Raw genomic sequence first — 24,440 nt, forward strand, 5'->3', positions numbered from 1 at the left:
TAACAAGCCCGGCGCGGCGGAAGTTGCTGCATCGCAGCTCAAACCATGTTTTATCCGGGTTTTTCAAAATCGGCACGGATGCCACCTGCGAACACACGCGCCCGGCCCGCGGGCAGGCCGGAGCGGGCGCAGGGAACAGGCGTGGCCCGGACGGCACCGACACCGGGTGCCACCCACAGGGGCGGGATACCGCGCAGACCGGCGCAGCCTCAGCCGGCGCGGGCCTTCATCTCGGCGCGGATCTGCGCGTCCACTGCGGCGAGTGCGGTCATGTTGACCACCCGCCGCGAGGACGAGGCCGGGGTGAGGATGTGCGCCGGCTGGTCCAGGCCCATCAGGATCGGGCCGATCGCCACGCCGCCGGTGGCCACGCGGATCAGGTTGTAGCCGATGTTGGCGGCGTCCAGGTTCGGCATCACCAGCAGATTGGCGCGCCCCTTCAGAGTGGTGTTGGGGAACATGCGCTGGCGCAGCGCCTCGTCCCAGGCGGTGTCGGCCATCATCTCGCCGTCCACCTCCAGCTTGGGCGCGCGCTGGCGCAGGATCTGGTAGGCGCGCGCCATCTTCTGCGCGCTGGCGTCGGTATGGCTGCCGTAGTTGGAATGCGACAGCAGCGCCACCTTCGGCTCGATCCCGAACAGCTTCAGCCGATAGCTGGCCTGCAACGTGGCCTCCGCGATCTGCTCGGCGCTCGGGTCCACCTGCACATGGGTGTCCACGAAGAACCACGCGCCCTGGTCGTTGAGCACGCCGGTCATCGCGGCGGTGCCGGTGATGCCCGGCTCGAAGTCGAACACGCTGCGCAGGTAGCCCAGCTTCTTGTGGTAGCGGCCCACCAGGCCGGTGATCAGCGCATCCGCCTCGCCGCGCTCGACCATCAGCGCCGCGATCAGGGTCGGCCGCGAGCGCATCAGGTTCTTGGCCGCGTCCGGGGTGACCCCGCGGCGCTCGGTCAGGGCGTGGTACTGGCGCCAGTACTCGTCGAAGCGCGGGTCGTCGTTGATGTTGGTGAGCTCGAAATCGACCCCGGCGCGCATGCGCAGGCCGAGCTTGGCGATCCGGCTTTCGATCACCTCGGGCCGCCCGATCAGGATCGGGAAGGCCAGGCCCTCGTCGATCACCGTCTGCACCGCGCGCAGCACCACGAACTCCTCGCCCTCGGCATACACCACGCGCTTGCGGTCGGCGCGCGCACGCTCGTACACCGGCTTCATCATCAGGCTGGTGCGGTGGATGAACTGGCCCAGCTTCTCGCGGTAGGCGCCGATGTCGGCCAGCGGGCGGCTGGCCACGCCGGAGTCCATCGCTGCCTGCGCCACCGCCGGCGCCAGCATGGTCAGCAGGCGCGGGTCGAACGGGCGCGGGATCAGGTACTCGCGGCCGAAGGTGGGCACCTCGCCGCCGTAGGCCGCGCCGAGGTCGGACGACTCCATCCGCGCCAGCTGCGCGATCGCGCGCACGCAGGCCAGCTTCATCGCCTCGTTGATGGTGGTGGCCCCCACGTCGAGCGCGCCGCGGAAGATGTAGGGGAAGCACAGCGCGTTGTTGACCTGATTCGGGTAGTCGCTGCGGCCGGTGGCGATGATCGCGTCCGGGCGCACCGCGCGCGCCTCGTCCGGCAGGATCTCCGGGTACGGGTTGGCCAGCGCCAGGATGATCGGGTTCTCCGCCATCGTGGCCACCATCTCCGGCTTGAGGATGCCGCCCGCGGACAGGCCCAGGAAGATGTCGGCCCCGGCCACGATCTCGGCCAGGGTGCGCTTGTCGGTGTCGCGCGCGTAGCGCGCCTTGTCCGGATCGAGGTTGGCGCGCCCGGTGTGGATCACGCCATCGCGGTCGAACGCCAGGATGTTCTCCGGCTTCACCCCCAGCGCCACCAGCATGTCCAGGCAGGCGATGCCGGCCGCGCCGGCGCCGGTGGTGGCCAGCTTCACTTCGTCGATCTTCTTGCCCGCCACCTCCAGCGCGTTCAGCACCGCGGCACCGACGATGATCGCGGTGCCGTGCTGGTCGTCGTGGAACACCGGGATCTTCATGCGCTCGCGCAGCTTGCGCTCGACGATGAAGCATTCCGGCGCCTTGATGTCCTCGAGGTTGATGCCGCCGAAGGTCGGCTCCAGGCTGGCGATGATGTCCACCAGCTTGTCCGGGTCCTTCTCGGCGACCTCGATGTCGAACACGTCGATCCCGGCGAACTTCTGGAACAGCACGCCCTTGCCTTCCATGACGGGCTTGCCGGCCAGCGGACCGATGTCGCCCAGGCCCAGCACCGCGGTGCCGTTGGAGATCACCGCCACCAGGTTGCCGCGCGCGGTGTATTCGCTGGCCTTGGTGGGATCGGCGGCGATCTCCTCGCAGGCGAACGCCACCCCCGGCGAATACGCCAGGGCGAGGTCGCGCTGGGTCACCATCGGCTTGGTGGCGGTGACCCGGATCTTGCCCCTCGGCTCGTGCCGGTGGTAATCGAGTGCGGCCTGCTTCAGGTCGTCTTGGGCGGCGTGGTCGGACATCGAAGCGTGTTCCCTGCTTGCGGTTGCGTGGCGGCAATTGGGGGATGATACCGGCTTCCCTCCGCCCGGTTCCCCGCGTGCCGCCCGCCTCCGCGCCTTCCTCCACGCCTTCGCGCCTGCCCCTGCCCGCGGCATGGCCGCTGCTGCTGGCGATCGCGGTGCTGCTGCTGTCGTGGCCGCTGCTGCGCAATCCCGGCTATTTCAGCCATGACGAGCTGCAGTGGGCGGTATTCGCCACCGACGGCAGCGCCGCGCCCTGGCGCGACACCCACGCCTTCCAGTACCGCCCGCTGGCGTTTTCGACGTGGATGGCGCTGTCGCGCGCGCTGTTCGCCACCCCGATGCAGTTCCACCTGGTGCTGGCGGCCTGGGGCGCGGCCAACGCGGTGCTGCTGGCGCTGCTCGGGCGCGGCTTCGGGCTGCGCCGCTGGCCGGCCGCGCTGGCCGCGCTGGGCTTCGCGCTCGGCCCGTTCGCCGCCTACGTGCACGGCTGGGTCGGCTGCATCGCCGACCTGCTGTGGCTGTCCTGCGCCCTGCTGCTGGGGCTGGCGGTGCAGCGCGCGCGCCATCCGTGGCAGGCGGCACTGGCCGCCGCCGTGCTGACCGCCGCGGCCCTGCTGGCGAAGGAGGCGGCGCTGGCGATCCCGCCGCTGCTGTGGCTGGGCGGGTGGTGGCAGGGGCGGCCGCGGGCATGGCGGGCGGCGTGGCTCGCCGCCGCAGCGGTGGCGGCGGCCTGGCTGGCCTGGCGCTGGGATGCGCTGCTGCACGCCCCGCAGGCCGGCGCGCCCTACGCGCTCTCGGCCTGGCATGTGCCGCGCCGCTGGCTGGAGTACCAGCTGTTCCCGCCGCTGCTGCCCACCTTCGAAATCGGCAACAGCCTGCGCCGGCTGCCGCTGGCGCTCGCCGCCGCGCTGGTCTGGCTGGGCGTGCTGGCGGCGCTGTGGCGCGCCGGCCGGCGTTGGCCAGCGCTGTGGCTGCTCGGCGGGCTGGCCACCCTGCTGCCGGTGCTGCCGCTGGCCACCAGCGCCAACCAGTACGGCTACGGCTATTCGGCGCTGGCCGCGCTGGTGCTGGCCGGCGCGTGGCCGCGCACGTCGCGCGCCGGACGTGCGGCGATCGCGCTGCTGGCGGTGCTGGCGGCACTGCACGGGGCGCTGGTGATGCGCCAGATCCGGCAGGTGGGCCGCATCCAGGCCGTGTTCTCGCCGGCACTGGCCGCCGCCGTGGCCGCCCGCGGCGACGGCCCGCCGCTGCGGCTGCGCCCTGCCCCCGATGCGCCGGACTGGGTATTCCGCCGGCTCACCCACGAAATCCCGCGCTATGCGTGCGTGGCGATCGGCGAGCGCGTGCAACTGGTGGGCCTGGATGCCCCGGCCGAGTTCGAGATCACTCCCGACGGCCGGTTGCATCGGCTGGGCGGAGATTGAGTGAAATGCGGGCCTTGTGCGTTATGGGCGATCAGGAAGTGAACCTGAAAATTCATATCGCCGCCTCCTGGCGATGGCGGTACGTTCGTGGTTCCTACCCTACGAGCGTGCGCCACGCACCAGGAGACGACCATGGCACTGTATGCCGCTTGCGATCTGCATTCCAATAACACGGTGCTGGCGGTGGTCGATGACGTTGGCGCGCTGCGCTACCGCCAACGCCTGCCCAACGACCTGTCCCTGCTCGACGCCGCATTGACGCCCTTCCGCGAGGAGTTGGCGGGCGTGGCGGTCGAGTCGACCTACAACGCCTACTGGCGATCGATGGTCTGCAGGCGCAGGGGTATCCGATGCAGATGGTCAACACGCTGGCGGTGCCGCAGTACGCCGGGCTCAAGCACGGCGACGACGACAGCGATACCCGTCATCTGGCCGAGCTGATGCGGCTGAACCTGCTGCCGACGGCCTACATCTATCCACGTGAGCAGCGGCCATTACGTGACTTGCTGCGACGACGCATGTTGCTTGTGCAGCAGTCGGTTCGGCTGCTGCAGTCGGTGCAGGGCTATTGGGCCCGGGCCACCGGGCAGCGGCTGTCGGCGAACGGGTTCCGTCACCTCACGCGCCAGCAGTTGACCGATACCTTCCAGGATCCGACCGAACTGTTTGCCGTGGTCAGCCTGATCCAGATGTGGCGCGCGTTGCAGGCGAAGGTGGCCGAGATCGAGACCTGGTTGGCCGAAGACACGCGCCGTCGGCGGGAGTTGATCGCGCTGCGCACCGTGCCGGGCATCGGTGCCGTACTCGGGCTGACGATCTGAGCGGAAAGTGGCGAGATCACCCGCTTCGATGCGGTCGGCCAATACACCTCCTACTGCCGCCTGGTGCCGGCGCTGCGGTTCTCCAACGGCAAGAAGAAAGGTACCGGCAATCGTAAATGCGGCAACCGATACCTCGCCTGGGCTTGGATGGAGGCGGCCAACTTCGCGATCCGCTTCGATTCCGACATCAAGCGCTGGTACCAGCGCAATACGGCGAAGAAGCCGCGTCTGGTCGCGCTGAAGGCGGTAGCGCACAAGCTGGCCCGTGCCGGCTACCACCTGCTCCGCGACGGCGGCACGTTCGACGTCCATCGCGCCTTTGCCTAAACCTGCACGACCGCATCCTGGATCAGGGGTCTGGTGCAACCATCCAATCTGGAGAGGAGCGGTCGTGCAACCAATTCCCACCGCCCGTCGTCCGAGCCAAGCAAGGGTGGTCTTCAAGACCGCGACTCTGAGGCGATCATGCCTGTGGACGGCACGACGGCAGACCGAACGAGTGTTGGGCGCAAACCGCGTGGGCCGCGCAAGCGGCTAGATCCCGAAGGGTGACGGAGGCGGTGGTCCCGCCTCGACCACGAACACAACGGAAGCCGGTGGACAGGTCAAGGCGATACCTTCAGCCCGGGAGCGGGAGAATCTTTTTCGTGCCTGTTGACACGAGCGGCGAAATGGTGACCTCTGTTTTCCCCGTTATTCCGTATGTGCTTGTTTTCGTAATTGCAGATCATTATCAGACGGCATGACTCCCTCGTGAAGACGCGAACAAAGAATCTCCATCTGAGCTTGCTGCAATTCCCGATAAGGTTTGCTTTTCATGCGGACATCTGCGTCAGCCAGGTAGTGCCATAAGAAATGGGGAATATCTGAAGCCAATCCTCCCTGCTTAAGCAGTTCCTGCTCTACGCGAAACGCCATACTGTTCCATCTCTTAAGCTCAGCCTTGTTCGCAGGCTGGAATGTTGCCAGTGGGGCAAGAAGAGTGGCCAGCAGTCTAATTTTTTCTTCAATTTCCATTTCCGCCCCTGAGCCATCGAGGATCGAAGATGACTATATGACCGGCCTCACCTCTACCGAGCGGGCCAATATTCAAATGAAGAATTGGCGTACCTGATGACCCTTTGAGGGGATGAAAATCGAGCCTCACTCCCCACTGACTTTCTTTCCATCTTAACCCTGCCACCCTTCCATTTGCATGCCATACGCCTGCACTCGGTCCATCCACGGAAGTATTTTTAGCGACGTAGCGACCACTCACAACCGCACCAACTATCGCAACTCCGGCTAGCGCTCCATATCCTTGTGCCTCATAGACATCATCAAGCTGCTCCCTGGAAATTTCGCCATTTGAGTAGCTTTCCTGTGCAGCTATTGCGGCGCAATCGGCGCGACTTTCGCAGAATCTTGGGATATTAATTCGCCCTGACGTTCTTGTACGCTCCTGTCGATCGCGTTGGGCTCTTTCTTCTTGAGATCTTCGAGCTTCATCCATTCGACGCTCTTTGTCAGCGGGGTCTTCTCCTGCTGCAAGGCGTCCATCCGGATCGGTAAACCGATAAGGATTGTTGTTGGCATAAGGTCTGTGACCCGTCGCGGCTTTCCATCGCCGACGGTGCGCTGCCTTGATGCGGCGCGGTTCTGCGATGGCCAACAGCCCTGACACGCGGTTTCCGCCCCTCGTCGAAGTCCCTTGATGCGACTTTCGACCGGCAGCACGGCGGCGTCAAGCAGGGGTTCGCCGCGTCCCGATTATCCGGTTCGGCTTCAGCCGGGATCGTGTGTCGGCTCCGGCGACATTCGGGTCAGCAGGGGAAGGGGTAGGCCCGCTAACGGGGTGTCGGGGCGGAGCCCCGACGGCGACGCTCTTCCTCGCGCCCTGGCCGGCGCCGATCCGCGTTCCAGGGCGGCGATGTTCGGGGCGCGATGACACTTCCTCCCTGCTGACCGGCGCGTGGCCGATGACCTGGCCGAAGCGACGCGCTGCCTCCACGCGCAACGCGGCGAGCCACCCGAAGGAACACGGGAGCCCCGAAGCGGCTTCGGCTTGAACCGCGCAGCGGTTAAGCCGAGCCGCCCGCAGACGATCCGGTCGCAGGCGTGGGCGCGCAGCGCGCACGCAGCTGTGTGGGCGTGCGGCAGCACGCGCACACGCGACGCGAAGCGGCGCATCAACATGCCGTGGGCGGGTGTGCGCAGCACACGCGCCCACACCCACGGTTACTTGATCTGGCTCTTGCTCTTCCGGGGGCGCCAGACATGAACGCTTGTTACGCGAAGCGCCGCGCTGGCGCGGCGCTTGCCTGCGAACACGCCACGGCCCCTTGCAGCTATGCAAGCGCCGTGACAGCGCGGCGGTTTGCGTAACGCAGCGTTATGTTAAATCGCCGAAGGCGATTTACCCCGGACAAGTACCGCCCAGCGCGCCGCGCAGCGGGGCGCTGACCGACTCGATTTCCGTTCCGATTGCGGCCCTGTTCGGCGGAGCGACGCTGTTGCTGTTCGTGTCCGCTTGCCAGAAGGTTCGGCGCAGCGATCCGGCTTCGGCTTGAACCGCGCAGCGGTTAAGCCGAGCCGGCGCGGGTTCGCGTTGTGTTTACACATCCCGGCAACGGCCTATCCTGCAATAGACCGTGTTCAGGTCATCGCATCGGTGTTTCTTCGGTTGTGTTCCCGCCGCGTGCCCGCTAGCCCGCGTCCTCCAAGCCCTCACGCCCGCGGTCGTGCAACAACTGCGCCGCCGGGTGCGTGGCCGCGTGCACGGCTTTCAGCTTGCCGATCGACACGTGCGTGTACCGCTGCGTCGTGGTGATGTCGGCATGCCCCAGCATCTCCTGCACGTGGCGCACGTCCGCGCCGTTGTCCAGCATCGCCGTCGCCATCGTGTGCCGGAACAGGTGACATGCCCCTTCCTTCGTCACCCCGGCGGCGTCGAGGTACTGGCGGATGCGCCAACTCATCGAGTTCACCGACAAGCGGCTGCCCTGCGGGTTCAGGAACAAGGCCGGTTCGTTTGGATCGTCCAGCAAGGCCGGTCGCGCCTCGCGCTCGTACTTGTCCAGCCACGCCAGTGCCCGTTCGCCCAGCGGCACGAACCGGCCCTTGCCGCCCTTGCCACGCCGCACATGCAGCGTCCCGCGCTCGCGATCGATGTCGGCCCCGTTCAGCGCGCACAACTCGAACCGGCGCACGCCGGTCGCGTAGAACAGTTCCAGGATGGCCCGGTCGCGCAGCCCCTGCGCATAGGCCAGATCGGGCAGCGCCAGCACCGCCTCAACCTCGGCCAGCGTCATCGGATCGCGCAGCCCCTTCGGCACGCGCGGTAGATCGAGGTCGGCCGCCGGGTTCGATGGCAGGTGCCGATGCTTCACCATCCAGCCGAAGAACGTGTTCACCTGGCCCAGGATGTGGCTTTGACCGCTGGCCGACAGCGGCACGCCGTTGGCCCGCCGGTAACGGAACAGATGCGTCTGGAAGGCTTCCATGTGCGCATGCGTCACGTCGTGTGGCCGCTCGATGCCGCGCTCCACGCACCAGGCGTTGAAGTGCGCCAGTTGGGATTTGCGCTGCTTCAAGCCCGGCTCCCGGATCTGGCGCACCGCCAGCGCGTCCAGATAGCGGTGGATCCACGCCGCCACGCTGTCGGGGGTGCGGATCACCGCCAGTTCCTCCGACCGCGCCGTGGGCCGTCCGGGCATTCGCAGCGGCTTCATGGCGTCACCGCCGCGCCGTTGTGGCGGGTCGTCCTGCTACGTGCGTTTGCCGGTGCGGACGGTGCCGAACGGGCGCGGGCCGCTGTTTTCAAGGGGATTTCGGCGGATTCACCACCCCGCGAGGGGGCCGCAGGGTCCCCGCAAGGTGACCGCAAGGTCCCCGCAAGGTCGGGGGTCGCACCCCGCAAGGTCGGCGTTTGACCCCGCAAGGTCGGGCCCTCGCGCAGGCCCATCAGTTGCGGCGCATCGCGGTCGCTGGCCCCGTCAAAGATCAGGCTGTAGGTGTACAGGCTGCCGTTCTGGCCGCTGTGCAGGCGCACGTATTCCAGCGCCACCAGCCGTTCCAGGTGCACGCGCAGCTGCGTGTCCGACAACCCCAGCGCCCCACGCACGCCGCGCCGGGTGAAGCGCACCGCGGGCCGGTCGAGGCCCTGCAACGCCGCCTGCGCGCTCACCCACGCATCCAGCGCGGCCAGCACCCGCCGCGTCTGCGGCGGCAACTCGTCCAGCGACCGGCCCAGCACCGCATGCGCCAGCCGGTTCGCCAGCGCGATGTCCTCACGCGTGACCTCGATGTACTCGACCGCCGCACCGTCCACGTCGAGCGTGCGCACTTTCCGCTGGTGCTGGTGCAACAAGGCGATGGCGTCGATCAGCGCCAGGTACTTCACGTGATCGCGCCGCAACCGCACCCGATCCGAGGCGAAGGTCAGTTCCTCGGCGAACGGGTTGACCACGGCCAGCGGACGCAACAGCGTTTGCGCGGCGCGGTGCGCCGCCAGCACGTGATCGCCGCGCACCCGCGCCTGCAAGCCCGCCAACGTGCGCGCCTGCCGTTGCCGCTGCTGGATCGCGGCGGTCTGTTCGGCGGTCTCGTTGATCGTCAGCACCAGACAGCGGTTCAACAATTCCTCGTCGATGTCGATGGCCGTGGTGGTCAGGCACAGCATCACCGGGCCTTCCACCCGGTATTCCGCCGTCACCAGCTTCCCGGTCGCCGGGTCTTTCCCCGTGCTGGCGATGGTCAACTCGCCCTGCGACTGCAGCAGCTTCAACGCATAGGCGGCTTGGCGCACGCCTTCTTCCTCGGCAATCGCCAGCACCTTGTGCTTCAAGTCCTTCTCGCCCAGGTAGAACAGCGATTGCCCGGTCATCGCCGAGTAATGCACGCGCTGGCTCTCCGGCAACAACGACAGCAGTGCCTCCATCAGCGTCGATTTGCCCGCCGCACTGGTGGACTGGATCAGGATGGCCAGGGGCCGATCCAGCAGCCGCGACACCATCGCCAGATAGCCCACCAGCGCGTTCGTGTCCTCGCCGATCACGCCGATGGCGGCCACGTCGGCGACGATGCGTTCGACCAGGTTTGGAGCGCGCAGCAGGGCGAGGCCTGCGGCTTCCTCGGCCTCGGTCAGCGCCGGCAGCGCCGTCGTCGTGTCCGGCTGCAACGCGCCCCGGATCGCCGCCTCCTGCAGCGGCTCCAAGGCCAGCAGCAGCGCGGTCAGGTCGCCCGTGATCGTCGTCTCCGGCACGCCCAGCGCCAGCGCCGCCGCCTTCACGAACGCGCCACGGGCGCGGGCCTGATACAGGTCGAGCGTATCCAGATGCAGGTGATCGCCCGCCGACACCCGCAACGTCACCTTCAACACCTCGGCCGACAGGTTCCGCGCCAGCCCCCGCACCCGGTAGCTGCGCGGGCCGCGCGTAAAGCGGATGTCGTCCTCGCCGACCAGCTGGGCGGTGTCCGCTGCCGGCGCAGGCAGCGGGGCGGACAGGGCAGACGTTTCCGGGGTCACGGCCATCGCGGGGTCTCCAAAACGTGTCAAGAGGTTTTTGGAAGAAAAACCTCAAAACGAATATACTCCGTTTCGGAGATTGCAGGCAAGCACACCAAAAACCGGGCCTACCGTATGCACAACATCCACGCTCCCCACCCGCACGGCATGGCCATTTCCGACGACGAGCGCGCCTTCTTCATCGCCCTGGGCCAACGCATCGCCGCCCAGCGCAAGGCGCAGGGCATCACCCAGGTCGAACTGGCCGAGACGTTGGGCGTCTCGCAGCAGGCCATGAACTCGTTCGAGAAGGGCCGGCGGCGCGTGCCGGTGTCGCTGCTACCGGTGATCGCGCAAACCTTGCAGACCACGCTCGATGCACTGGTCGCGCAGGACGCCACACCGACCCCGACCGCCGCGCCGAAGAAGCGCGGGCCACAGAAGAAGATCAGGCAGCAGCTCGAACAGATCGAAGCCCTGCCGCCGGCCAAGCAGCGTGTCATCACCCAGTTGATCGACTCGGTGATCGCGGCGCATCAGTGACCATAAGCAACAAGCCCCGCCGGAGCGGGGCTTGTGGTCAATGAACGAGCAACTGCAACGTCATCGCTAATCCGACGTGTAGTACTCAACGATATATATGGCTGAGAACATGTCTCGGCTCACTGAGAACTTCACCGATTCATATCCTGCAACCTCGACCTCTTTCGTGAAACTCTCTGAGTGCCGAGAAGCCGCTATCGATTCCCTTAACCAATCGCGCAATTCCTTGTCTACAAGAGGGAGAGCGGCTTTTGTGACACCGGATGCCGAATCTTCTTCTTGTGGAACCACGATCAGCAATCGCTTACCGAGCCTAGAACAGGACCACGAGTTGACGTGAATGTATATGCCATTTTTAAGCATGTAACTGCTGAACTCACTCCCATGAGTTTCAGCAACCGTGCTCGCCGGCTTCACCTTCGCCTGCTCCTTGAATAAGCAATCCCCTCCTGCAGCCGATGCATTGGAGATGCTTAAAAGAGTGGCTGCCAAGATGATGCCTTCAGCGAGGCTCTTTTTTCTGCGGGATTTCCACATGGATAGCAGGGTCCTTGGGAGGTGTGAGTACGTTGCTTATTCTGGAGTCCGACTTGAACTCGTTGATCAAAGAAGATTGGCTTCCTTTCACGCTAGCCGGGCTTATATCTGCGGTATTCATCTTGGCCGGGTCTTGCGAGTGCTTGTACAAGTCCGGATTACCCTCCATCTGGTTGGTAATAACGCCAGCCATCTTCGCAATCGTATCGCCGCGGTTCAGACCTTCCTTCTTTGCGTCGGCGTAGCTTTGAATAACCTCTCTACCAGATGCGCCATACAACTTCATCTGATGTTTGACGCCGTACTTTTCAGTATTTTGATACATCACCCTAGCCTGATTCTCGGGTGACCTGTACGTGCTTGTTACCGTCATGCCGGAAACGCCCGCAGCGCGCATGTTCTGACGAAGAACCTCCTCACTGTAAGAGGAAAGCGGGATCGCCTTTGGGCCGTATTCGATTGATTGCCGCCCATCCGGGTCGAAGAAACGATAGGGGTTGTTATTGGCGTAAGGTCTGTGACCCGTCGCGGCTTTCCATCGCCGACGGTGCGCTGCCTTGATGCGGCGCGGTTCTGCGATGGCCAACAGCCCTGACACGCGGTTTCCGCCCCTCGTCGAAGTCCCTTGATGCGACTTTCGACCGGCAGCACGGCGGCGTCAAGCAGGGGTTCGCCGCGTCCCGATTATCCGGTTCGGCTTCAGCCGGGATCGTGTGTCGGCTCCGGCGACATTCGGGTCAGCAGGGGAAGGGGTAGGCCCGCTAACGGGGTGTCGGGGCGGAGCCCCGACGGCGACGCTCTTCCTCGCGCCCTGGCCGGCGCCGATCCGCGTTCCAGGGCGGCGATGTTCGGGGCGCGATGACACTTCCTCCCTGCTGACCGGCGCGTGGCCGATGACCTGGCCGAAGCGACGCGCTGCCTCCACGCGCAACGCGGCGAGCCACCCGAAGGAACACGGGAGCCCCGAAGCGGCTTCGGCTTGAACCGCGCAGCGGTTAAGCCGAGCCGCCCGCAGACGATCCGGTCGCAGGCGTGGGCGCGCAGCGCGCACGCAGCTGTGTGGGCGTGCGGCAGCACGCGCACACGCGACGCGAAGCGGCGCATCAACATGCCGTGGGCGGGTGTGCGCAGCACACGCGCCCACACCCACGGTTACTTGATCTGGCTCTTGCTCTTCCGGGGGCGCCAGACATGAACGCTTGTTACGCGAAGCGCCGCGCTGGCGCGGCGCTTGCCTGCGAACACGCCACGGCCCCTTGCAGCTATGCAAGCGCCGTGACAGCGCGGCGGTTTGCGTAACGCAGCGTTATGTTAAATCGCCGAAGGCGATTTACCCCCGGACAAGTACCGCCCAGCGCGCCGCGCAGCGGGGCGCTGACCGACTCGATTTCCGTTCCGATTGCGGCCCTGTTCGGCGGAGCGACGCTGTTGCTGTTCGTGTCCGCTTGCCAGAAGGTTCGGCGCAGCGATCCGGCTTCGGCTTGAACCGCGCAGCGGTTAAGCCGAGCCGGCGCGGGTTCGCGTTGTGTTTACACATCCCGGCAACGGCCTATCCTGCAATAGACCGTGTTCAGGTCATCGCATCGGTGTTTCTTCGGTTGTGTTCCCGCCGCGTGCCCGCTAGCCCGCGTCCTCCAAGCCCTCACGCCCGCGGTCGTGCAACAACTGCGCCGCCGGGTGCGTGGCCGCGTGCACGGCTTTCAGCTTGCCGATCGACACGTGCGTGTACCGCTGCGTCGTGGTGATGTCGGCATGCCCCAGCATCTCCTGCACGTGGCGCACGTCCGCGCCGTTGTCCAGCATCGCCGTCGCCATCGTGTGCCGGAACAGGTGACATGCCCCTTCCTTCGTCACCCCGGCGGCGTCGAGGTACTGGCGGATGCGCCAACTCATCGAGTTCACCGACAAGCGGCTGCCCTGCGGGTTCAGGAACAAGGCCGGTTCGTTTGGATCGTCCAGCAAGGCCGGTCGCGCCTCGCGCTCGTACTTGTCCAGCCACGCCAGTGCCCGTTCGCCCAGCGGCACGAACCGGCCCTTGCCGCCCTTGCCACGCCGCACATGCAGCGTCCCGCGCTCGCGATCGATGTCGGCCCCGTTCAGCGCGCACAACTCGAACCGGCGCACGCCGGTCGCGTAGAACAGTTCCAGGATGGCCCGGTCGCGCAGCCCCTGCGCATAGGCCAGATCGGGCAGCGCCAGCACCGCCTCAACCTCGGCCAGCGTCATCGGATCGCGCAGCCCCTTCGGCACGCGCGGTAGATCGAGGTCGGCCGCCGGGTTCGATGGCAGGTGCCGATGCTTCACCATCCAGCCGAAGAACGTGTTCACCTGGCCCAGGATGTGGCTTTGACCGCTGGCCGACAGCGGCACGCCGTTGGCCCGCCGGTAACGGAACAGATGCGTCTGGAAGGCTTCCATGTGCGCATGCGTCACGTCGTGTGGCCGCTCGATGCCGCGCTCCACGCACCAGGCGTTGAAGTGCGCCAGTTGGGATTTGCGCTGCTTCAAGCCCGGCTCCCGGATCTGGCGCACCGCCAGCGCGTCCAGATAGCGGTGGATCCACGCCGCCACGCTGTCGGGGGTGCGGATCACCGCCAGTTCCTCCGACCGCGCCGTGGGCCGTCCGGGCATTCGCAGCGGCTTCATGGCGTCACCGCCGCGCCGTTGTGGCGGGTCGTCCTGCTACGTGCGTTTGCCGGTGCGGACGGTGCCGAACGGGCGCGGGCCGCTGTTTTCAAGGGGATTTCGGCGGATTCACCACCCCGCGAGGGGGGCCGCAGGGTCCCCGCAAGGTGACCGCAAGGTCCCCGCAAGGTCGGGGGTCGCACCCCGCAAGGTCGGCGTTTGACCCCGCAAGGTCGGGCCCTCGCGCAGGCCCATCAGTTGCGGCGCATCGCGGTCGCTGGCCCCGTCAAAGATCAGGCTGTAGGTGTACAGGCTGCCGTTCTGGCCGCTGTGCAGGCGCACGTATTCCAGCGCCACCAGCCGTTCCAGGTGCACGCGCAGCTGCGTGTCCGACAACCCCAGCGCCCCACGCACGCCGCGCCGGGTGAAGCGCACCGCGGGCCGGTCGAGGCCCTGCAACGCCGCCTGCGCGCTCACCCACGCATCCAGCGCGGCCAGCACCCGCCGCGTCTGCGGCGGCAACTCGTCCAGCGACCGGCCCAGCACCGCATGCGCCAGCCGGTTCGCCAGCGCGATGTCCTCACGCGTGACCTCGATGTACTCGACCGCCGCACCGTCCACGTCGAGCGTGCGCACTTTCCGCTGGTGCTGGTGCAACAAGGCGATGGCGTCGATCAGCGCCAGGTACTTCACGTGATCGCGCCGCAACCGCACCCGATCCGAGGCGAAGGTCAGTTCCTCGGCGAACGGGTTGACCACGGCCAGCGGACGCAACAGCGTTTGCGCGGCGCGGTGCGCCGCCAGCACGTGATCGCCGCGCACCCGCGCCTGCAAGCCCGCCAACGTGCGCGCCTGCCGTTGCCGCTGCTGGATCGCGGCGGTCTGTTCGGCGGTCTCGTTGATCGTCAGCACCAGACAGCGGTTCAACAATTCCTCGTCGATGTCGATGGCCGTGGTGGTCAGGCACAGCATCACCGGGCCTTCCACCCGGTATTCCGCCGTCACCAGCTTCCCGGTCGCCGGGTCTTTCCCCGTGCTGGCGATGGTCAACTCGCCCTGCGACTGCAGCAGCTTCAACGCATAGGCGGCTTGGCGCACGCCTTCTTCCTCGGCAATCGCCAGCACCTTGTGCTTCAAGTCCTTCTCGCCCAGGTAGAACAGCGATTGCCCGGTCATCGCCGAGTAATGCACGCGCTGGCTCTCCGGCAACAACGACAGCAGTGCCTCCATCAGCGTCGATTTGCCCGCCGCACTGGTGGACTGGATCAGGATGGCCAGGGGCCGATCCAGCAGCCGCGACACCATCGCCAGATAGCCCACCAGCGCGTTCGTGTCCTCGCCGATCACGCCGATGGCGGCCACGTCGGCGACGATGCGTTCGACCAGGTTTGGAGCGCGCAGCAGGGCGAGGCCTGCGGCTTCCTCGGCCTCGGTCAGCGCCGGCAGCGCCGTCGTCGTGTCCGGCTGCAACGCGCCCCGGATCGCCGCCTCCTGCAGCGGCTCCAAGGCCAGCAGCAGCGCGGTCAGGTCGCCCGTGATCGTCGTCTCCGGCACGCCCAGCGCCAGCGCCGCCGCCTTCACGAACGCGCCACGGGCGCGGGCCTGATACAGGTCGAGCGTATCCAGATGCAGGTGATCGCCCGCCGACACCCGCAACGTCACCTTCAACACCTCGGCCGACAGGTTCCGCGCCAGCCCCCGCACCCGGTAGCTGCGCGGGCCGCGCGTAAAGCGGATGTCGTCCTCGCCGACCAGCTGGGCGGTGTCCGCTGCCGGCGCAGGCAGCGGGGCGGACAGGGCAGACGTTTCCGGGGTCACGGCCATCGCGGGGTCTCCAAAACGTGTCAAGAGGTTTTTGGAAGAAAAACCTCAAAACGAATATACTCCGTTTCGGAGATTGCAGGCAAGCACACCAAAAACCGGGCCTACCGTATGCACAACATCCACGCTCCCCACCCGCACGGCATGGCCATTTCCGACGACGAGCGCGCCTTCTTCATCGCCCTGGGCCAACGCATCGCCGCCCAGCGCAAGGCGCAGGGCATCACCCAGGTCGAACTGGCCGAGACGTTGGGCGTCTCGCAGCAGGCCATGAACTCGTTCGAGAAGGGCCGGCGGCGCGTGCCGGTGTCGCTGCTACCGGTGATCGCGCAAACCTTGCAGACCACGCTCGATGCACTGGTCGCGCAGGACGCCACACCGACCCCGACCGCCGCGCCGAAGAAGCGCGGGCCACAGAAGAAGATCAGGCAGCAGCTCGAACAGATCGAAGCCCTGCCGCCGGCCAAGCAGCGTGTCATCACCCAGTTGATCGACTCGGTGATCGCGGCGCATCAGTGACCATAAGCAACAAGCCCCGCCGGAGCGGGGCTTGTGGTCAATGAACGAGCAACTGCAACGTCATCGCTAATCCGACGTGTAGTACTCAACGATATATATGGCTGAGAACATGTCTCGGCTCACTGAGAACTTCACCGATTCATATCCTGCAACCTCGACCTCTTTCGTGAAACTCTCTGAGTGCCGAGAAGCCGCTATCGATTCCCTTAACCAATCGCGCAATTCCTTGTCTACAAGAGGGAGAGCGGCTTTTGTGACACCGGATGCCGAATCTTCTTCTTGTGGAACCACGATCAGCAATCGCTTACCGAGCCTAGAACAGGACCACGAGTTGACGTGAATGTATATGCCATTTTTAAGCATGTAACTGCTGAACTCACTCCCATGAGTTTCAGCAACCGTGCTCGCCGGCTTCACCTTCGCCTGCTCCTTGAATAAGCAATCCCCTCCTGCAGCCGATGCATTGGAGATGCTTAAAAGAGTGGCTGCCAAGATGATGCCTTCAGCGAGGCTCTTTTTTCTGCGGGATTTCCACATGGATAGCAGGGTCCTTGGGAGGTGTGAGTACGTTGCTTATTCTGGAGTCCGACTTGAACTCGTTGATCAAAGAAGATTGGCTTCCTTTCACGCTAGCCGGGCTTATATCTGCGGTATTCATCTTGGCCGGGTCTTGCGAGTGCTTGTACAAGTCCGGATTACCCTCCATCTGGTTGGTAATAACGCCAGCCATCTTCGCAATCGTATCGCCGCGGTTCAGACCTTCCTTCTTTGCGTCGGCGTAGCTTTGAATAACCTCTCTACCAGATGCGCCATACAACTTCATCTGATGTTTGACGCCGTACTTTTCAGTATTTTGATACATCACCCTAGCCTGATTCTCGGGTGACCTGTACGTGCTTGTTACCGTCATGCCGGAAACGCCCGCAGCGCGCATGTTCTGACGAAGAACCTCCTCACTGTAAGAGGAAAGCGGGATCGCCTTTGGGCCGTATTCGATTGATTGCCGCCCATCCGGGTCGAAGAAACGATAGGGGTTGTTATTGGCGTACCAGTACCGGTTGAAGTTCCCACCGACGCTCGTCGCACTGACGGGATCGGCGCTATCGAAGATTCCCAGCTGTGGATCATAATAGCGCTGCTGCATATACGTCAGCCCGGTCGCGCTGTCCATCACGTGCCCGGTGTACCCGGGGCGGTCGTCGTTGGCGCGGTTCAGCAGCAGGCCGTAGGGCTCGTACTCGCTGGTCTCGATGACCGCGCCGGCGGCATCGGTCTTGGCAATCGGGCTGCCCAGCGGGTCGGTGTGCAAAAAGCCCACGCTCGCATTGGCACCGGACAGCGGGCGGCGGTACTCCGCCACCAGGCTGCCTGCGAGGTACACGTTGACGCTGCGCGTGCCCGCCACCTCATCGCGCTGCCACAGCAAGCGCCCGTCCTGCGCGTAGAAGCTGTACCTGCGCTGCACCCCGCCCACGTCGCTGCGCACCCGCCGGCCCTGGGCGTCGTAGCGATACCCCCTGGCCAGCGGCGCGGCGCAGGCGGTTGCCGTCATCGAACCCGTACGTGCTGCCGTTCTTGAACGCCAGATTGCCCTGCGCGTCGTACCCCAGCGCCATCACCGCCGGGCTGCCGTTGCAGTCCGGACCGCTGCGCACGAACTCCAGCTGGTTGCGCGCGTTGTAGCAGTAATAGTGATCCCGCGGCTGGCGGCCGCCGGTCACCTGCACCCGCATCAGGTTGTCCTGCGCGTCATACGCATAGGCCGCCGCCCCGAACATCGGCGAGGTGGCCGTCACCAGCCGGTCCAGCCCGTCATACCCAAGACTGCGCGTCTGCCGACCGCCGGCCGTGCCGTCGGTGATCGCACTCACATTGCCGTTCCCGTCATACGCCAGCCCCAGGTCCAGCACCGCCCCGTCCGTGCTGCGCGCCGGCAGCTGGCGGGCATTTTGCGTCATCGTGTGCACGATCCCGTTGCCATAGGTGAACTGCGCCAGCGCGCCGTTGGGATAGTACCGCGCCGCGCTCACCGTCGGCTGCTCCGCCCCTCCGTCCAGCTGGGTGGTGATCGCCGTCACCTGGCCCAGCGCGTTGCGGGTATAGCGCACCGTCGCCGCGTCCGGGTAGGTCTCCACCACCACCTGCCCCTGCCGGTCATACCCGTACCCCAGCGTGCGCGCGGGCAGCAGCGTGTCCGGCGTCATCGTCTCCGCCGTCAGCAGACGCCGCCGGTTGTAGCTGTAGGTGTTGGTGACGCTGGACCCGGCATTGGCCGTGGTCACCACCGCCGGCAAACCGTCGGGCGTGTAGGTCCAGGTCTGGTCGCCATTGCCGTCAGGAAACTGCAACCCAACCAGCCGGTTGCGTGCATCGTAGCTGCGGTTCACCGTGCGCGTGGTCGGCGTGCCGCAGGCCGTGCCCGCCGGAAGCCCCGCCGCCGTGGACGTCAGATTGCCCGCCGCATCGTACGTATACAGTGTCGTCCCCGTCTCCGGTTCCTCGCTGCGGCATAGCTGCTGCTGGCTGTCATAACCATATGTCCGGACCGTGGACCCGCGGGCTATCGCCAGCGGCTTGCCGTACGGATCGCGGGTGATCGTCGTCAGCTGCCCCTCCGGTGCGCTGATCGCCACCGGCCAGTCCGTCGTCGGCTGGTCATAGGCCTGATAGCTGGTGACCGTCTGGAACCCCCGCGGATTGGTGACCCGGGTCTGGAACCCCTGCAAATACTCCGTGGTGGTCACCAACAGCCCCTGCTCGCTGTCCTGCGCCACCGATGTCACCCGCCCCAGGGCGTCGTATTCCGTCCATGTGCCGGTCGTCGGGGTGCTAGATGTGGATGGGTAGGACTGGAACACCACATGCCCGTCCACATCGTAAGCCATACGGGTAAACCGCTGCGTCCCCTGCACATCGGCAGCATCGTACTCACGCACCAGTAGCGGCCGCCACAGCGCATCGTAATACGTCGCCTTGACCGCATTGCCCGTGGCCTCGGTCAGGCGCCAGTGACCGGCCGCAATCCCGTATTCGTCGGCATTCACCTGCACGAAGCTGCGGCTGGTCGGCGCCCACGCCGTCGTATCGCAGACCCCCCGCCACCGCTTCCGAGGGATAGGTGATCGACGACACTCGCCCCATCGGGTCATAGCCATAGCAGGTCTTGCTTCCCGCCTCATTGGTGACCGACACAATCCAGCCATTGTCATCCACGACTGCCGACTGGGAGGTTCCGTCGGCATACTGGATCGACTGCGGGATACCCCGCTTCCAGCCGCCGAACGTCGTGACATTGCCACGGCCATCGCGCCATGTGGCCAACGTGCCGTCCGCGTTGTACGTCATCGCCGATTGCAGCTTACCGAACGCATACGTGGCCACCGGCAACGCCGTCGCGGGATCGTAGGCCGTCTGCGACATCACATCATCGCCGTCGCAACTGGCACTGGCCGGCACCGAAGCAATGCAGGTCACGCTGGCGGTTTGGCCGAGAACCCATTTGCTGGTGTTGTCGTGGTAGGAAATGAGTTCCGTGCGGCGGTAGGTTTGCGCCGCAGCAGTGCCACTGCACAGCCCGCCCGTGACTAGTAAACACGCAGAAAAAGCAATACCAGTCTTCTTCATGGCGTACTCGACTTGACGATTTTGGTCGGCCGGGCCAGTGTGTCAAAGCAGTACGGCATCCCACTGCAGTCGGCAGCCACTTGCCAAGTGAATGTTTGACCTTGCTGCACCACCGTCACTTGGCGCTGTGGACGCAAAAACCCGGTAATGTCGTAATCGCCCATGTGGCGAAGGCTCCGCCCGTTTGATGGGGCATAAGGTGCCGCTTCGGGATCAGCGTAGTCAATTGTCACTGTGCGCTCAGCTGCAGCGCCATTCCAGCCATATTCTGTCTTTAGCAGCAACCCTTCGTTGACTTTGTAGCGGTTGCCAAAAGTGTGCCGCGTCACATGACCGTCGGGATCCGTGACAGCAACCGTTCGCGTCGATGGCGAATCACTACTGCATGCGACACCTCCGCCAACTGTACCTTGCGGAATTATCCAACAGTTATTGGGTGGCCCATAACTGTAATTCCAGACTTGACCAGCCGCCAGCAACCCCGGACCAGTGATAGTTCTCGATATAACCGCAAAGCCGCCAAACAGATAAGGCTCCACCGGATATTCTTGATTATCAAGCAATTTAATACATTCGCGATAAACGCCCGATCTACCAAACAATACCTGCTGCATTGCTATGGTCAGGGTCGCTCCAGATGGAGCAGTAATGCTTCCCGTGTAGACAGACCGATTCGGAGTGCTAGCGCTATCGCACGAAGTGGACAGACCTGGACTTGCCAGACTGAGCCGAGCCAGCCGGTATACCCAGACAGAGCCATCAGGTAAAGTCAATGTGTCAGGACTGTCAGTCCAGCCAAGATCGGAAGTATACGAGTAGACCCAAGTGCGACTGCCATCCGTGATCTTACTGACGCGCGCACTTGTGCCGCTCAGATAAGTGAAGTCCAGATGACGCCCATCATCAGCCTCAATCCTCAGGAGTTGCCAGGGATTGGCCGGATTCCATATGTATCTGACACTGTTTCCAAAGCGATCCGTCACCCTTGTTGGATACAGCAAAATTTCTTTACGTGGCAGATTATAGCCTGCCGACAACTGCCGATTCCCGCCATTTCCAAAGTTATAGATGCTCGCACTTTCTTTTTCCACGAGCTGCCCAAATCCGGACGACCCAACCGCGCCGGCCGTCAACGACAAAACCGGATCAGGATATGATTTACTCAAAGTGCGCTCATAGCGGGACACGTATTGATTGAGAGTGTAAATAGTGCCTTTCGTATCTACAACTTCGAAACCTTCACCACCAACAGCGCTAGACTCACTCGTTTGCGCAAGCGGGACGCAGCGTATGGCATTGCCAGATTTGGTCACAACTGGATAAACTTTCCCATCATTCGGGGCAGGCGCACCCGCCCTTTCCAGCAATTCCTGCTCCCCTTCCCCGGGCAAATAAAGAAAGCTACCACTCCAATACTCGTCTGCGCTGAAAGAACCACCCTGAACGACGACATCGGGGGGCGCGGAAAACTGCGAACAACGCGCCCCCTCGCACCCCAACCCGGCCACCCAACGGATGCAGAAAATGTGCCATGGATATGAGGCAAATCAATATCCCAGTATCGAAACAGACCTTCACCATAAGCATCGCTAGGGCGATAACGACGGCCCACTCGCATATCAGGACCGATACCCGGCAATACCACATCGGTCTGTACGATCTCCAGACTTCCAGAATTCAAATCAACTCGATCCCCGAACTGATCCTGGGCTGCCTGAATGAGGCTCCTTTGCTGTATGTGCCGCCAGTATTCAGCGGGATATGTAGTAGTATCTCCCGCATGCGATAGTCCGGCAAAAGCAATCGCCGCCGCGATAAAAGTTCGCCTAGCCAAGGAATTCATAATCACATGTCCCATAAAAATTCCCACTCGATTCAAGCTGGCAGCCATAAACTTGAGGCTGCGTCCCCGCCAACCTGTTCAAGGAAACCTGAACTCCCCGCCAGCGACGGTAGCACAACGCGATCGGGATACCAATCGATGCCACTGAGATTCGGTGACGCCGAAGCGCTGGGGCTTCGCCAGCAGACACGGCGCAAGGTGTTTCTGATTGAGATCGAGCAGGTGGTGCTGTGGCATGCGCTGCTGGCGCCGATCGCGCCGCATTACCCTAAACATCGAGCACGCCGCCATCGGTGCCCAGCTGTTCCAGCCGGATGCGGCTGGCGAACGAGGAAAACGCGAGCATCCCCGCCAGGGCGCTGGCGCGCGCCACCCAGGCCGGAAGCCAGGTGGGTTCCAGCAGGTCGCCGCTGTCGAACAGCGGCTCGAAGCGCTGCACGTCGGCCAGGGTCATCTTGCCGGCGAACAGGCGCCGGCACAGGCGCAGGCGGCCCTGCTTGAGCGCCCAGCGGAAGAAGGTGTGCACGCCGATCAGCCCGCGCAGGTACACGGTGTCCTTGGTGAACGCCGCGCCGCCGGTGGTGGGCACGCCGCGGAACACGCGCTGGGCGGAGGTGAAGCTTTCCACCTCGCTCTGCCCGGATTCGAGGAAATAGCGGAACACCTGCACGAAGTCGGCGCCTTCCAGCGCCATTGCCACCGCCTCGATGCGCAGGCTGACGCGTTTGAGGCGTTCGATATCGATGCTGCCGGTGATCTGCTCGGCGAATACCGCCAACCCCTCCTGGGTGGCGGTGATCCGCGGCGAGGACAGCGCCAGGCTGGGCAGGTTGGGCTGGCGCTGGCCGTTCAGCGCGGTCAGCGAGTGCACGTAGGCCTCGTGTTGCAGCAGCTGCTGGTAGTCGTAGTCGGAGAACGCCGCGCCCGCGCGCAGGCGGATCCGGCTGGCGCCGGCGGCGGCCTTGGCGATCAGATCCGGGTCCAGCTCCACCGCGATCACGCGGCCGCCGAAGAACTCGTCCAGCGCGGACTGCAGGCGCAGTGCCAGGGCTTCGGCCGAGACCTCCACCTCCTGCGCGTCGGCTACCAGCTCGCGGTCGAGCTCGTCGGCCACGCGCAGGAAGTGGTTGGCCGCCTCGCGGGTGGTGGCGCCGCCCGGCAGCGCCTGGTCGGGGGGTGCCGAACAGGGCGATCGACAGGTCGGTCACCTGCGGCGTGCCTAGGTGCTCCAGCAGCTCGGCCGCCAGCACCCAGCCCTGCGCCGATTCGACCAGGTACTGGCCGAGCGGATGGGTGGGATCGGCGGCGGCGGCGATGGCCGACAGCTCGCGCCGTGCCTCTGCGAAATCCAGCCTCGGATACTGGTACCGCGGCAGCTGCGGGTTGCCGCGCGCCCACCCGGCGAGGAACGCCTGCTGCTCGCTGGCCGGCCAGCTGGCCAAGCTGAGCAGCCGGATCGGCTTGGCCGCCCGCGCCAGCCGCGCATCCAGCGCTGCGTGGTGGGCGATCGCGTCAGCGCCGGCCATGCGGGCGCTCCGGCGGCCGGCGCGCGGGCTTGCCCGGCGTGCGCGCCTCGGCTTTCTGCGCCAGCCGCTGCGCGAGGCGGTCGGCGGCGCCGGCCACTTCCGCCGACAGCTTGAGGAAATTCGCCACCCGGCGGCCGTCCAGCTCGCCGCGCTCGACCGCGGCGCGCACCGCGCAACCGGGTTCGCGCGCATGCCGGCAATCACGGAAGCGGCACTGCGCGGCCAGCGCCTCGATGTCGGAAAAGCTCTCGGCCACGGCCTCCTCGCCGGTCGGCTTGAGTTCGCGCATCCCCGGCGTGTCGATCAGGCAGGCGCCGGACGGCAGCGCGATCAGCGCACGATGGGTGGTGGTGTGGCGGCCGCGCGCATCGTGCGCGCGCACTGCGCCAGTCTTCATCTTCTCGATCCCGAGCAGGGTGTTGGTGAGGGTGGACTTGCCGGCCCCGGAACTGCCCACCAGCACCACGCTATGCCCGGGCTGCAGCCAGGGCTGCAGCAGCGCCGCGCTGGCCGGGTCCTTCGCGTTCAGCGCCAGCACCGGCACCTCCAGACCGCCGAGCTGGGCCCGCGCCGTCTCGGGATCGGCGGCGTCCTTGTCCGCCTTGGTCAGCACCACCACCGGCTGCACGCCGTGACCGGCCACCAGCAGCAGGTAGCGCTCGATCCGGCGCGGGTTGAAATCGGCATCCAGCCCGCAGACCACGAACGCGGTGTCGATGTTGGCGGCGATCACCTGCTGGCGGTAATGCTCGCCGGCGGCGCCGCGCTTGATCGCCGACCGCCGCGGCAGCAGCGCCACGATCCGCAGCGACTTCGGCGCATGGCCTTCCACCAGCACCCAGTCGCCCACCGCGGGGCGCTGCTCGGGCGCCAGCTCGCCCTTGCGGTAGCTGCCGGCGCGCTGCCATTCCGGCAGCGATTCGGCCGGCTGCGCCTGCTCCGGCGCCTCGGCCACCCGATAGCCGCTGCGGTGCTGCTCCACGATCCGCGCCGGGCGCGCCTGCGGGTGCGATGCCATCAATGCCGTCCAGTCTGGCGGCAGGGTGGCGGGCGTCCAGCGCCAGCCGATCGCGGAGAGCGCGGCAGGCGGCGTCATGCAGGGCGGGTTGCGGTCATCGCCGGATTCATCGCCGGATTCTAGGCCTTCCCTTCCACCGGC

Annotated in this window: 21 protein-coding genes and 2 pseudogenes; 7 read left to right on the plus strand and 16 right to left on the minus strand. The window is 65.3% G+C overall.

Annotated elements, in window-relative coordinates:
- Positions 1–209: 209 nt before the first annotated feature.
- The gene (locus tag LJB71_RS12930) at positions 210–2,510 is read right to left on the minus strand and encodes an NADP-dependent malic enzyme (protein WP_114960175.1); all 2,301 of its coding nucleotides are present in this window, start codon (positions 2,508–2,510) and stop codon (positions 210–212) included.
- A gap of 77 nt (positions 2,511–2,587) precedes the next feature.
- Between LJB71_RS12930 and LJB71_RS12935 the strand changes: the two genes are divergently transcribed.
- The 4 genes from LJB71_RS12935 (at position 2,588) to LJB71_RS12950 (ending at position 5,085) form a co-directional block, all read left to right on the plus strand.
- A complete protein-coding gene (locus LJB71_RS12935; RefSeq protein ID WP_162797695.1) occupies positions 2,588–3,937 on the plus strand; it encodes a hypothetical protein in 1,350 nt (449 codons plus the stop codon).
- 132 nt (positions 3,938–4,069) lie between these two features.
- Positions 4,070–4,378 carry a hypothetical protein gene (locus tag LJB71_RS12940; protein ID WP_259304499.1) on the plus strand — a complete coding sequence of 103 codons (309 nt, stop codon included), beginning with the start codon at positions 4,070–4,072 and terminating at the stop codon, positions 4,376–4,378.
- Positions 4,288–4,758 carry a hypothetical protein gene (locus LJB71_RS12945; protein ID WP_259304500.1) on the plus strand — a complete coding sequence of 157 codons (471 nt, stop codon included), beginning with the start codon at positions 4,288–4,290 and terminating at the stop codon, positions 4,756–4,758. The genes LJB71_RS12940 and LJB71_RS12945 overlap by 91 nt, the downstream gene beginning before the upstream one ends.
- A gap of 60 nt (positions 4,759–4,818) precedes the next feature.
- Positions 4,819–5,085, plus strand: coding sequence for a hypothetical protein (locus LJB71_RS12950; RefSeq protein WP_310649450.1), 267 nt, complete (start codon positions 4,819–4,821; stop codon positions 5,083–5,085).
- 366 nt (positions 5,086–5,451) lie between these two features.
- Here LJB71_RS12950 and LJB71_RS12955 read toward each other — a convergent pair whose 3' ends face one another.
- The 4 genes from LJB71_RS12955 to LJB71_RS12970 form a co-directional block, all read right to left on the minus strand.
- On the minus strand, positions 5,452–5,775 hold the full coding sequence (locus tag LJB71_RS12955; protein WP_259304502.1) for a hypothetical protein: 324 nt from the start codon (positions 5,773–5,775) through the stop codon (positions 5,452–5,454).
- 351 nt (positions 5,776–6,126) lie between these two features.
- Complete coding sequence (locus LJB71_RS12960; RefSeq protein WP_259304503.1) at positions 6,127–6,474, minus strand: hypothetical protein; 348 nt, start codon at positions 6,472–6,474, stop codon at positions 6,127–6,129.
- Between the two features lie 968 nt (positions 6,475–7,442).
- Positions 7,443–8,414, minus strand: coding sequence for a tyrosine-type recombinase/integrase (locus tag LJB71_RS12965; protein ID WP_259304504.1), 972 nt, complete (start codon positions 8,412–8,414; stop codon positions 7,443–7,445).
- A 50-nt stretch (positions 8,415–8,464) separates the two neighbouring features.
- On the minus strand, positions 8,465–10,270 hold the full coding sequence (locus tag LJB71_RS12970) for a hypothetical protein (RefSeq protein ID WP_259304505.1): 1,806 nt from the start codon (positions 10,268–10,270) through the stop codon (positions 8,465–8,467).
- A 141-nt stretch (positions 10,271–10,411) separates the two neighbouring features.
- Between LJB71_RS12970 and LJB71_RS12975 the strand changes: the two genes are divergently transcribed.
- Positions 10,412–10,786, plus strand: a complete 375-nt coding sequence (locus LJB71_RS12975) for a helix-turn-helix transcriptional regulator (protein WP_259304506.1) — start codon at positions 10,412–10,414, stop codon at positions 10,784–10,786.
- 66 nt (positions 10,787–10,852) lie between these two features.
- Here the strand turns inward: LJB71_RS12975 and LJB71_RS12980 are convergent, their stop codons facing one another.
- From LJB71_RS12980 to LJB71_RS12995, 4 genes are all read right to left on the minus strand, one after another.
- Positions 10,853–11,323, minus strand: coding sequence for a hypothetical protein (locus tag LJB71_RS12980; RefSeq protein ID WP_259304507.1), 471 nt, complete (start codon positions 11,321–11,323; stop codon positions 10,853–10,855).
- Positions 11,289–11,921: a hypothetical protein gene (locus LJB71_RS12985; protein WP_259304508.1), complete on the minus strand. Its 633-nt coding sequence runs from the start codon at positions 11,919–11,921 to the stop codon at positions 11,289–11,291. The genes LJB71_RS12980 and LJB71_RS12985 overlap by 35 nt, the downstream gene beginning before the upstream one ends.
- A 1,022-nt stretch (positions 11,922–12,943) precedes the next feature.
- The gene (locus tag LJB71_RS12990; RefSeq protein ID WP_259304504.1) at positions 12,944–13,915 is read right to left on the minus strand and encodes a tyrosine-type recombinase/integrase; all 972 of its coding nucleotides are present in this window, start codon (positions 13,913–13,915) and stop codon (positions 12,944–12,946) included.
- Positions 13,916–14,077: 162 nt separating this feature from the next.
- On the minus strand, positions 14,078–15,772 hold the full coding sequence (locus tag LJB71_RS12995; RefSeq protein WP_259304509.1) for a hypothetical protein: 1,695 nt from the start codon (positions 15,770–15,772) through the stop codon (positions 14,078–14,080).
- 141 nt (positions 15,773–15,913) lie between these two features.
- Here LJB71_RS12995 and LJB71_RS13000 point away from each other — a divergent pair, with 141 nt between their 5' ends.
- Positions 15,914–16,288 (plus strand): helix-turn-helix transcriptional regulator, encoded by a 375-nt coding sequence (locus LJB71_RS13000; RefSeq protein ID WP_259304506.1) that lies wholly within the window; start codon positions 15,914–15,916, stop codon positions 16,286–16,288.
- A gap of 66 nt (positions 16,289–16,354) precedes the next feature.
- On the opposite strand, the gene LJB71_RS13005 is transcribed toward LJB71_RS13000, so the two are convergent.
- The 5 genes from LJB71_RS13005 to LJB71_RS13025 are packed head-to-tail and all read right to left on the minus strand — an operon-like array spanning position 16,355 to position 21,099.
- The gene (locus tag LJB71_RS13005; RefSeq protein WP_259304507.1) at positions 16,355–16,825 is read right to left on the minus strand and encodes a hypothetical protein; all 471 of its coding nucleotides are present in this window, start codon (positions 16,823–16,825) and stop codon (positions 16,355–16,357) included.
- Positions 16,791–17,714 carry an RHS repeat-associated core domain-containing protein gene (locus tag LJB71_RS13010; RefSeq protein WP_259304510.1) on the minus strand — a complete coding sequence of 308 codons (924 nt, stop codon included), beginning with the start codon at positions 17,712–17,714 and terminating at the stop codon, positions 16,791–16,793. The genes LJB71_RS13005 and LJB71_RS13010 overlap by 35 nt, the downstream gene beginning before the upstream one ends.
- The gene (locus LJB71_RS13015; protein WP_259304511.1) at positions 17,695–19,332 is read right to left on the minus strand and encodes a hypothetical protein; all 1,638 of its coding nucleotides are present in this window, start codon (positions 19,330–19,332) and stop codon (positions 17,695–17,697) included. Before LJB71_RS13015 ends, LJB71_RS13010 begins: the two co-directional genes overlap by 20 nt.
- A complete protein-coding gene (locus LJB71_RS13020) occupies positions 19,217–19,912 on the minus strand; it encodes an RHS repeat domain-containing protein (RefSeq protein WP_259304512.1) in 696 nt (231 codons plus the stop codon). The genes LJB71_RS13015 and LJB71_RS13020 overlap by 116 nt, the downstream gene beginning before the upstream one ends.
- Positions 19,909–21,099, minus strand: coding sequence for a hypothetical protein (locus tag LJB71_RS13025; protein ID WP_259304513.1), 1,191 nt, complete (start codon positions 21,097–21,099; stop codon positions 19,909–19,911). Before LJB71_RS13025 ends, LJB71_RS13020 begins: the two co-directional genes overlap by 4 nt.
- 794 nt (positions 21,100–21,893) lie before the next feature.
- On the opposite strand from LJB71_RS13025, the pseudogene LJB71_RS13030 reads away from it, so the two are divergent.
- Positions 21,894–22,025 (plus strand): annotated as a pseudogene (locus LJB71_RS13030) (IS5/IS1182 family transposase); the annotation flags it as partial.
- Here the strand turns inward: LJB71_RS13030 and LJB71_RS13035 are convergent.
- Together LJB71_RS13035 and rsgA are read right to left on the minus strand one after the other, a co-directional pair.
- Positions 22,024–23,281, minus strand: a pseudogene (locus LJB71_RS13035) (flavohemoglobin expression-modulating QEGLA motif protein). The pseudogenes LJB71_RS13030 and LJB71_RS13035 sit on opposite strands and share 2 nt — an antisense overlap.
- Positions 23,268–24,377 carry a ribosome small subunit-dependent GTPase A gene (gene rsgA / locus LJB71_RS13040; RefSeq protein ID WP_114961122.1) on the minus strand — a complete coding sequence of 370 codons (1,110 nt, stop codon included), beginning with the start codon at positions 24,375–24,377 and terminating at the stop codon, positions 23,268–23,270. The pseudogene LJB71_RS13035 and the gene rsgA overlap by 14 nt, the downstream one beginning before the upstream one ends.
- Positions 24,378–24,440: the final 63 nt, after the last annotated feature.

Source organism: Thermomonas sp. S9 (genome assembly GCF_024704365.1).
Classification (GTDB): Bacteria; Pseudomonadota; Gammaproteobacteria; order Xanthomonadales; family Xanthomonadaceae; genus Thermomonas.

Coding starts and splice junctions, on each gene's coding strand:
- LJB71_RS13005 (WP_259304507.1), bottom strand. CDS start 16,825: ATGTGGAAATCCCGCAGAAAAAAGAGCCTCGCTGAAGGCATCATCTTG.
- LJB71_RS12980 (WP_259304507.1), bottom strand. CDS start 11,323: ATGTGGAAATCCCGCAGAAAAAAGAGCCTCGCTGAAGGCATCATCTTG.
- rsgA (WP_114961122.1), bottom strand. CDS start 24,377: ATGACGCCGCCTGCCGCGCTCTCCGCGATCGGCTGGCGCTGGACGCCC.
- LJB71_RS13000 (WP_259304506.1), top strand. CDS start 15,914: ATGGCCATTTCCGACGACGAGCGCGCCTTCTTCATCGCCCTGGGCCAA.
- LJB71_RS12975 (WP_259304506.1), top strand. CDS start 10,412: ATGGCCATTTCCGACGACGAGCGCGCCTTCTTCATCGCCCTGGGCCAA.
- LJB71_RS12995 (WP_259304509.1), bottom strand. CDS start 15,772: ATGGCCGTGACCCCGGAAACGTCTGCCCTGTCCGCCCCGCTGCCTGCG.
- LJB71_RS12945 (WP_259304500.1), top strand. CDS start 4,288: ATGCAGATGGTCAACACGCTGGCGGTGCCGCAGTACGCCGGGCTCAAG.
- LJB71_RS13020 (WP_259304512.1), bottom strand. CDS start 19,912: ATGAAGAAGACTGGTATTGCTTTTTCTGCGTGTTTACTAGTCACGGGC.
- LJB71_RS12930 (WP_114960175.1), bottom strand. CDS start 2,510: ATGTCCGACCACGCCGCCCAAGACGACCTGAAGCAGGCCGCACTCGAT.
- LJB71_RS12970 (WP_259304505.1), bottom strand. CDS start 10,270: ATGGCCGTGACCCCGGAAACGTCTGCCCTGTCCGCCCCGCTGCCTGCG.
- LJB71_RS12940 (WP_259304499.1), top strand. CDS start 4,070: ATGGCACTGTATGCCGCTTGCGATCTGCATTCCAATAACACGGTGCTG.
- LJB71_RS12955 (WP_259304502.1), bottom strand. CDS start 5,775: ATGGAAATTGAAGAAAAAATTAGACTGCTGGCCACTCTTCTTGCCCCA.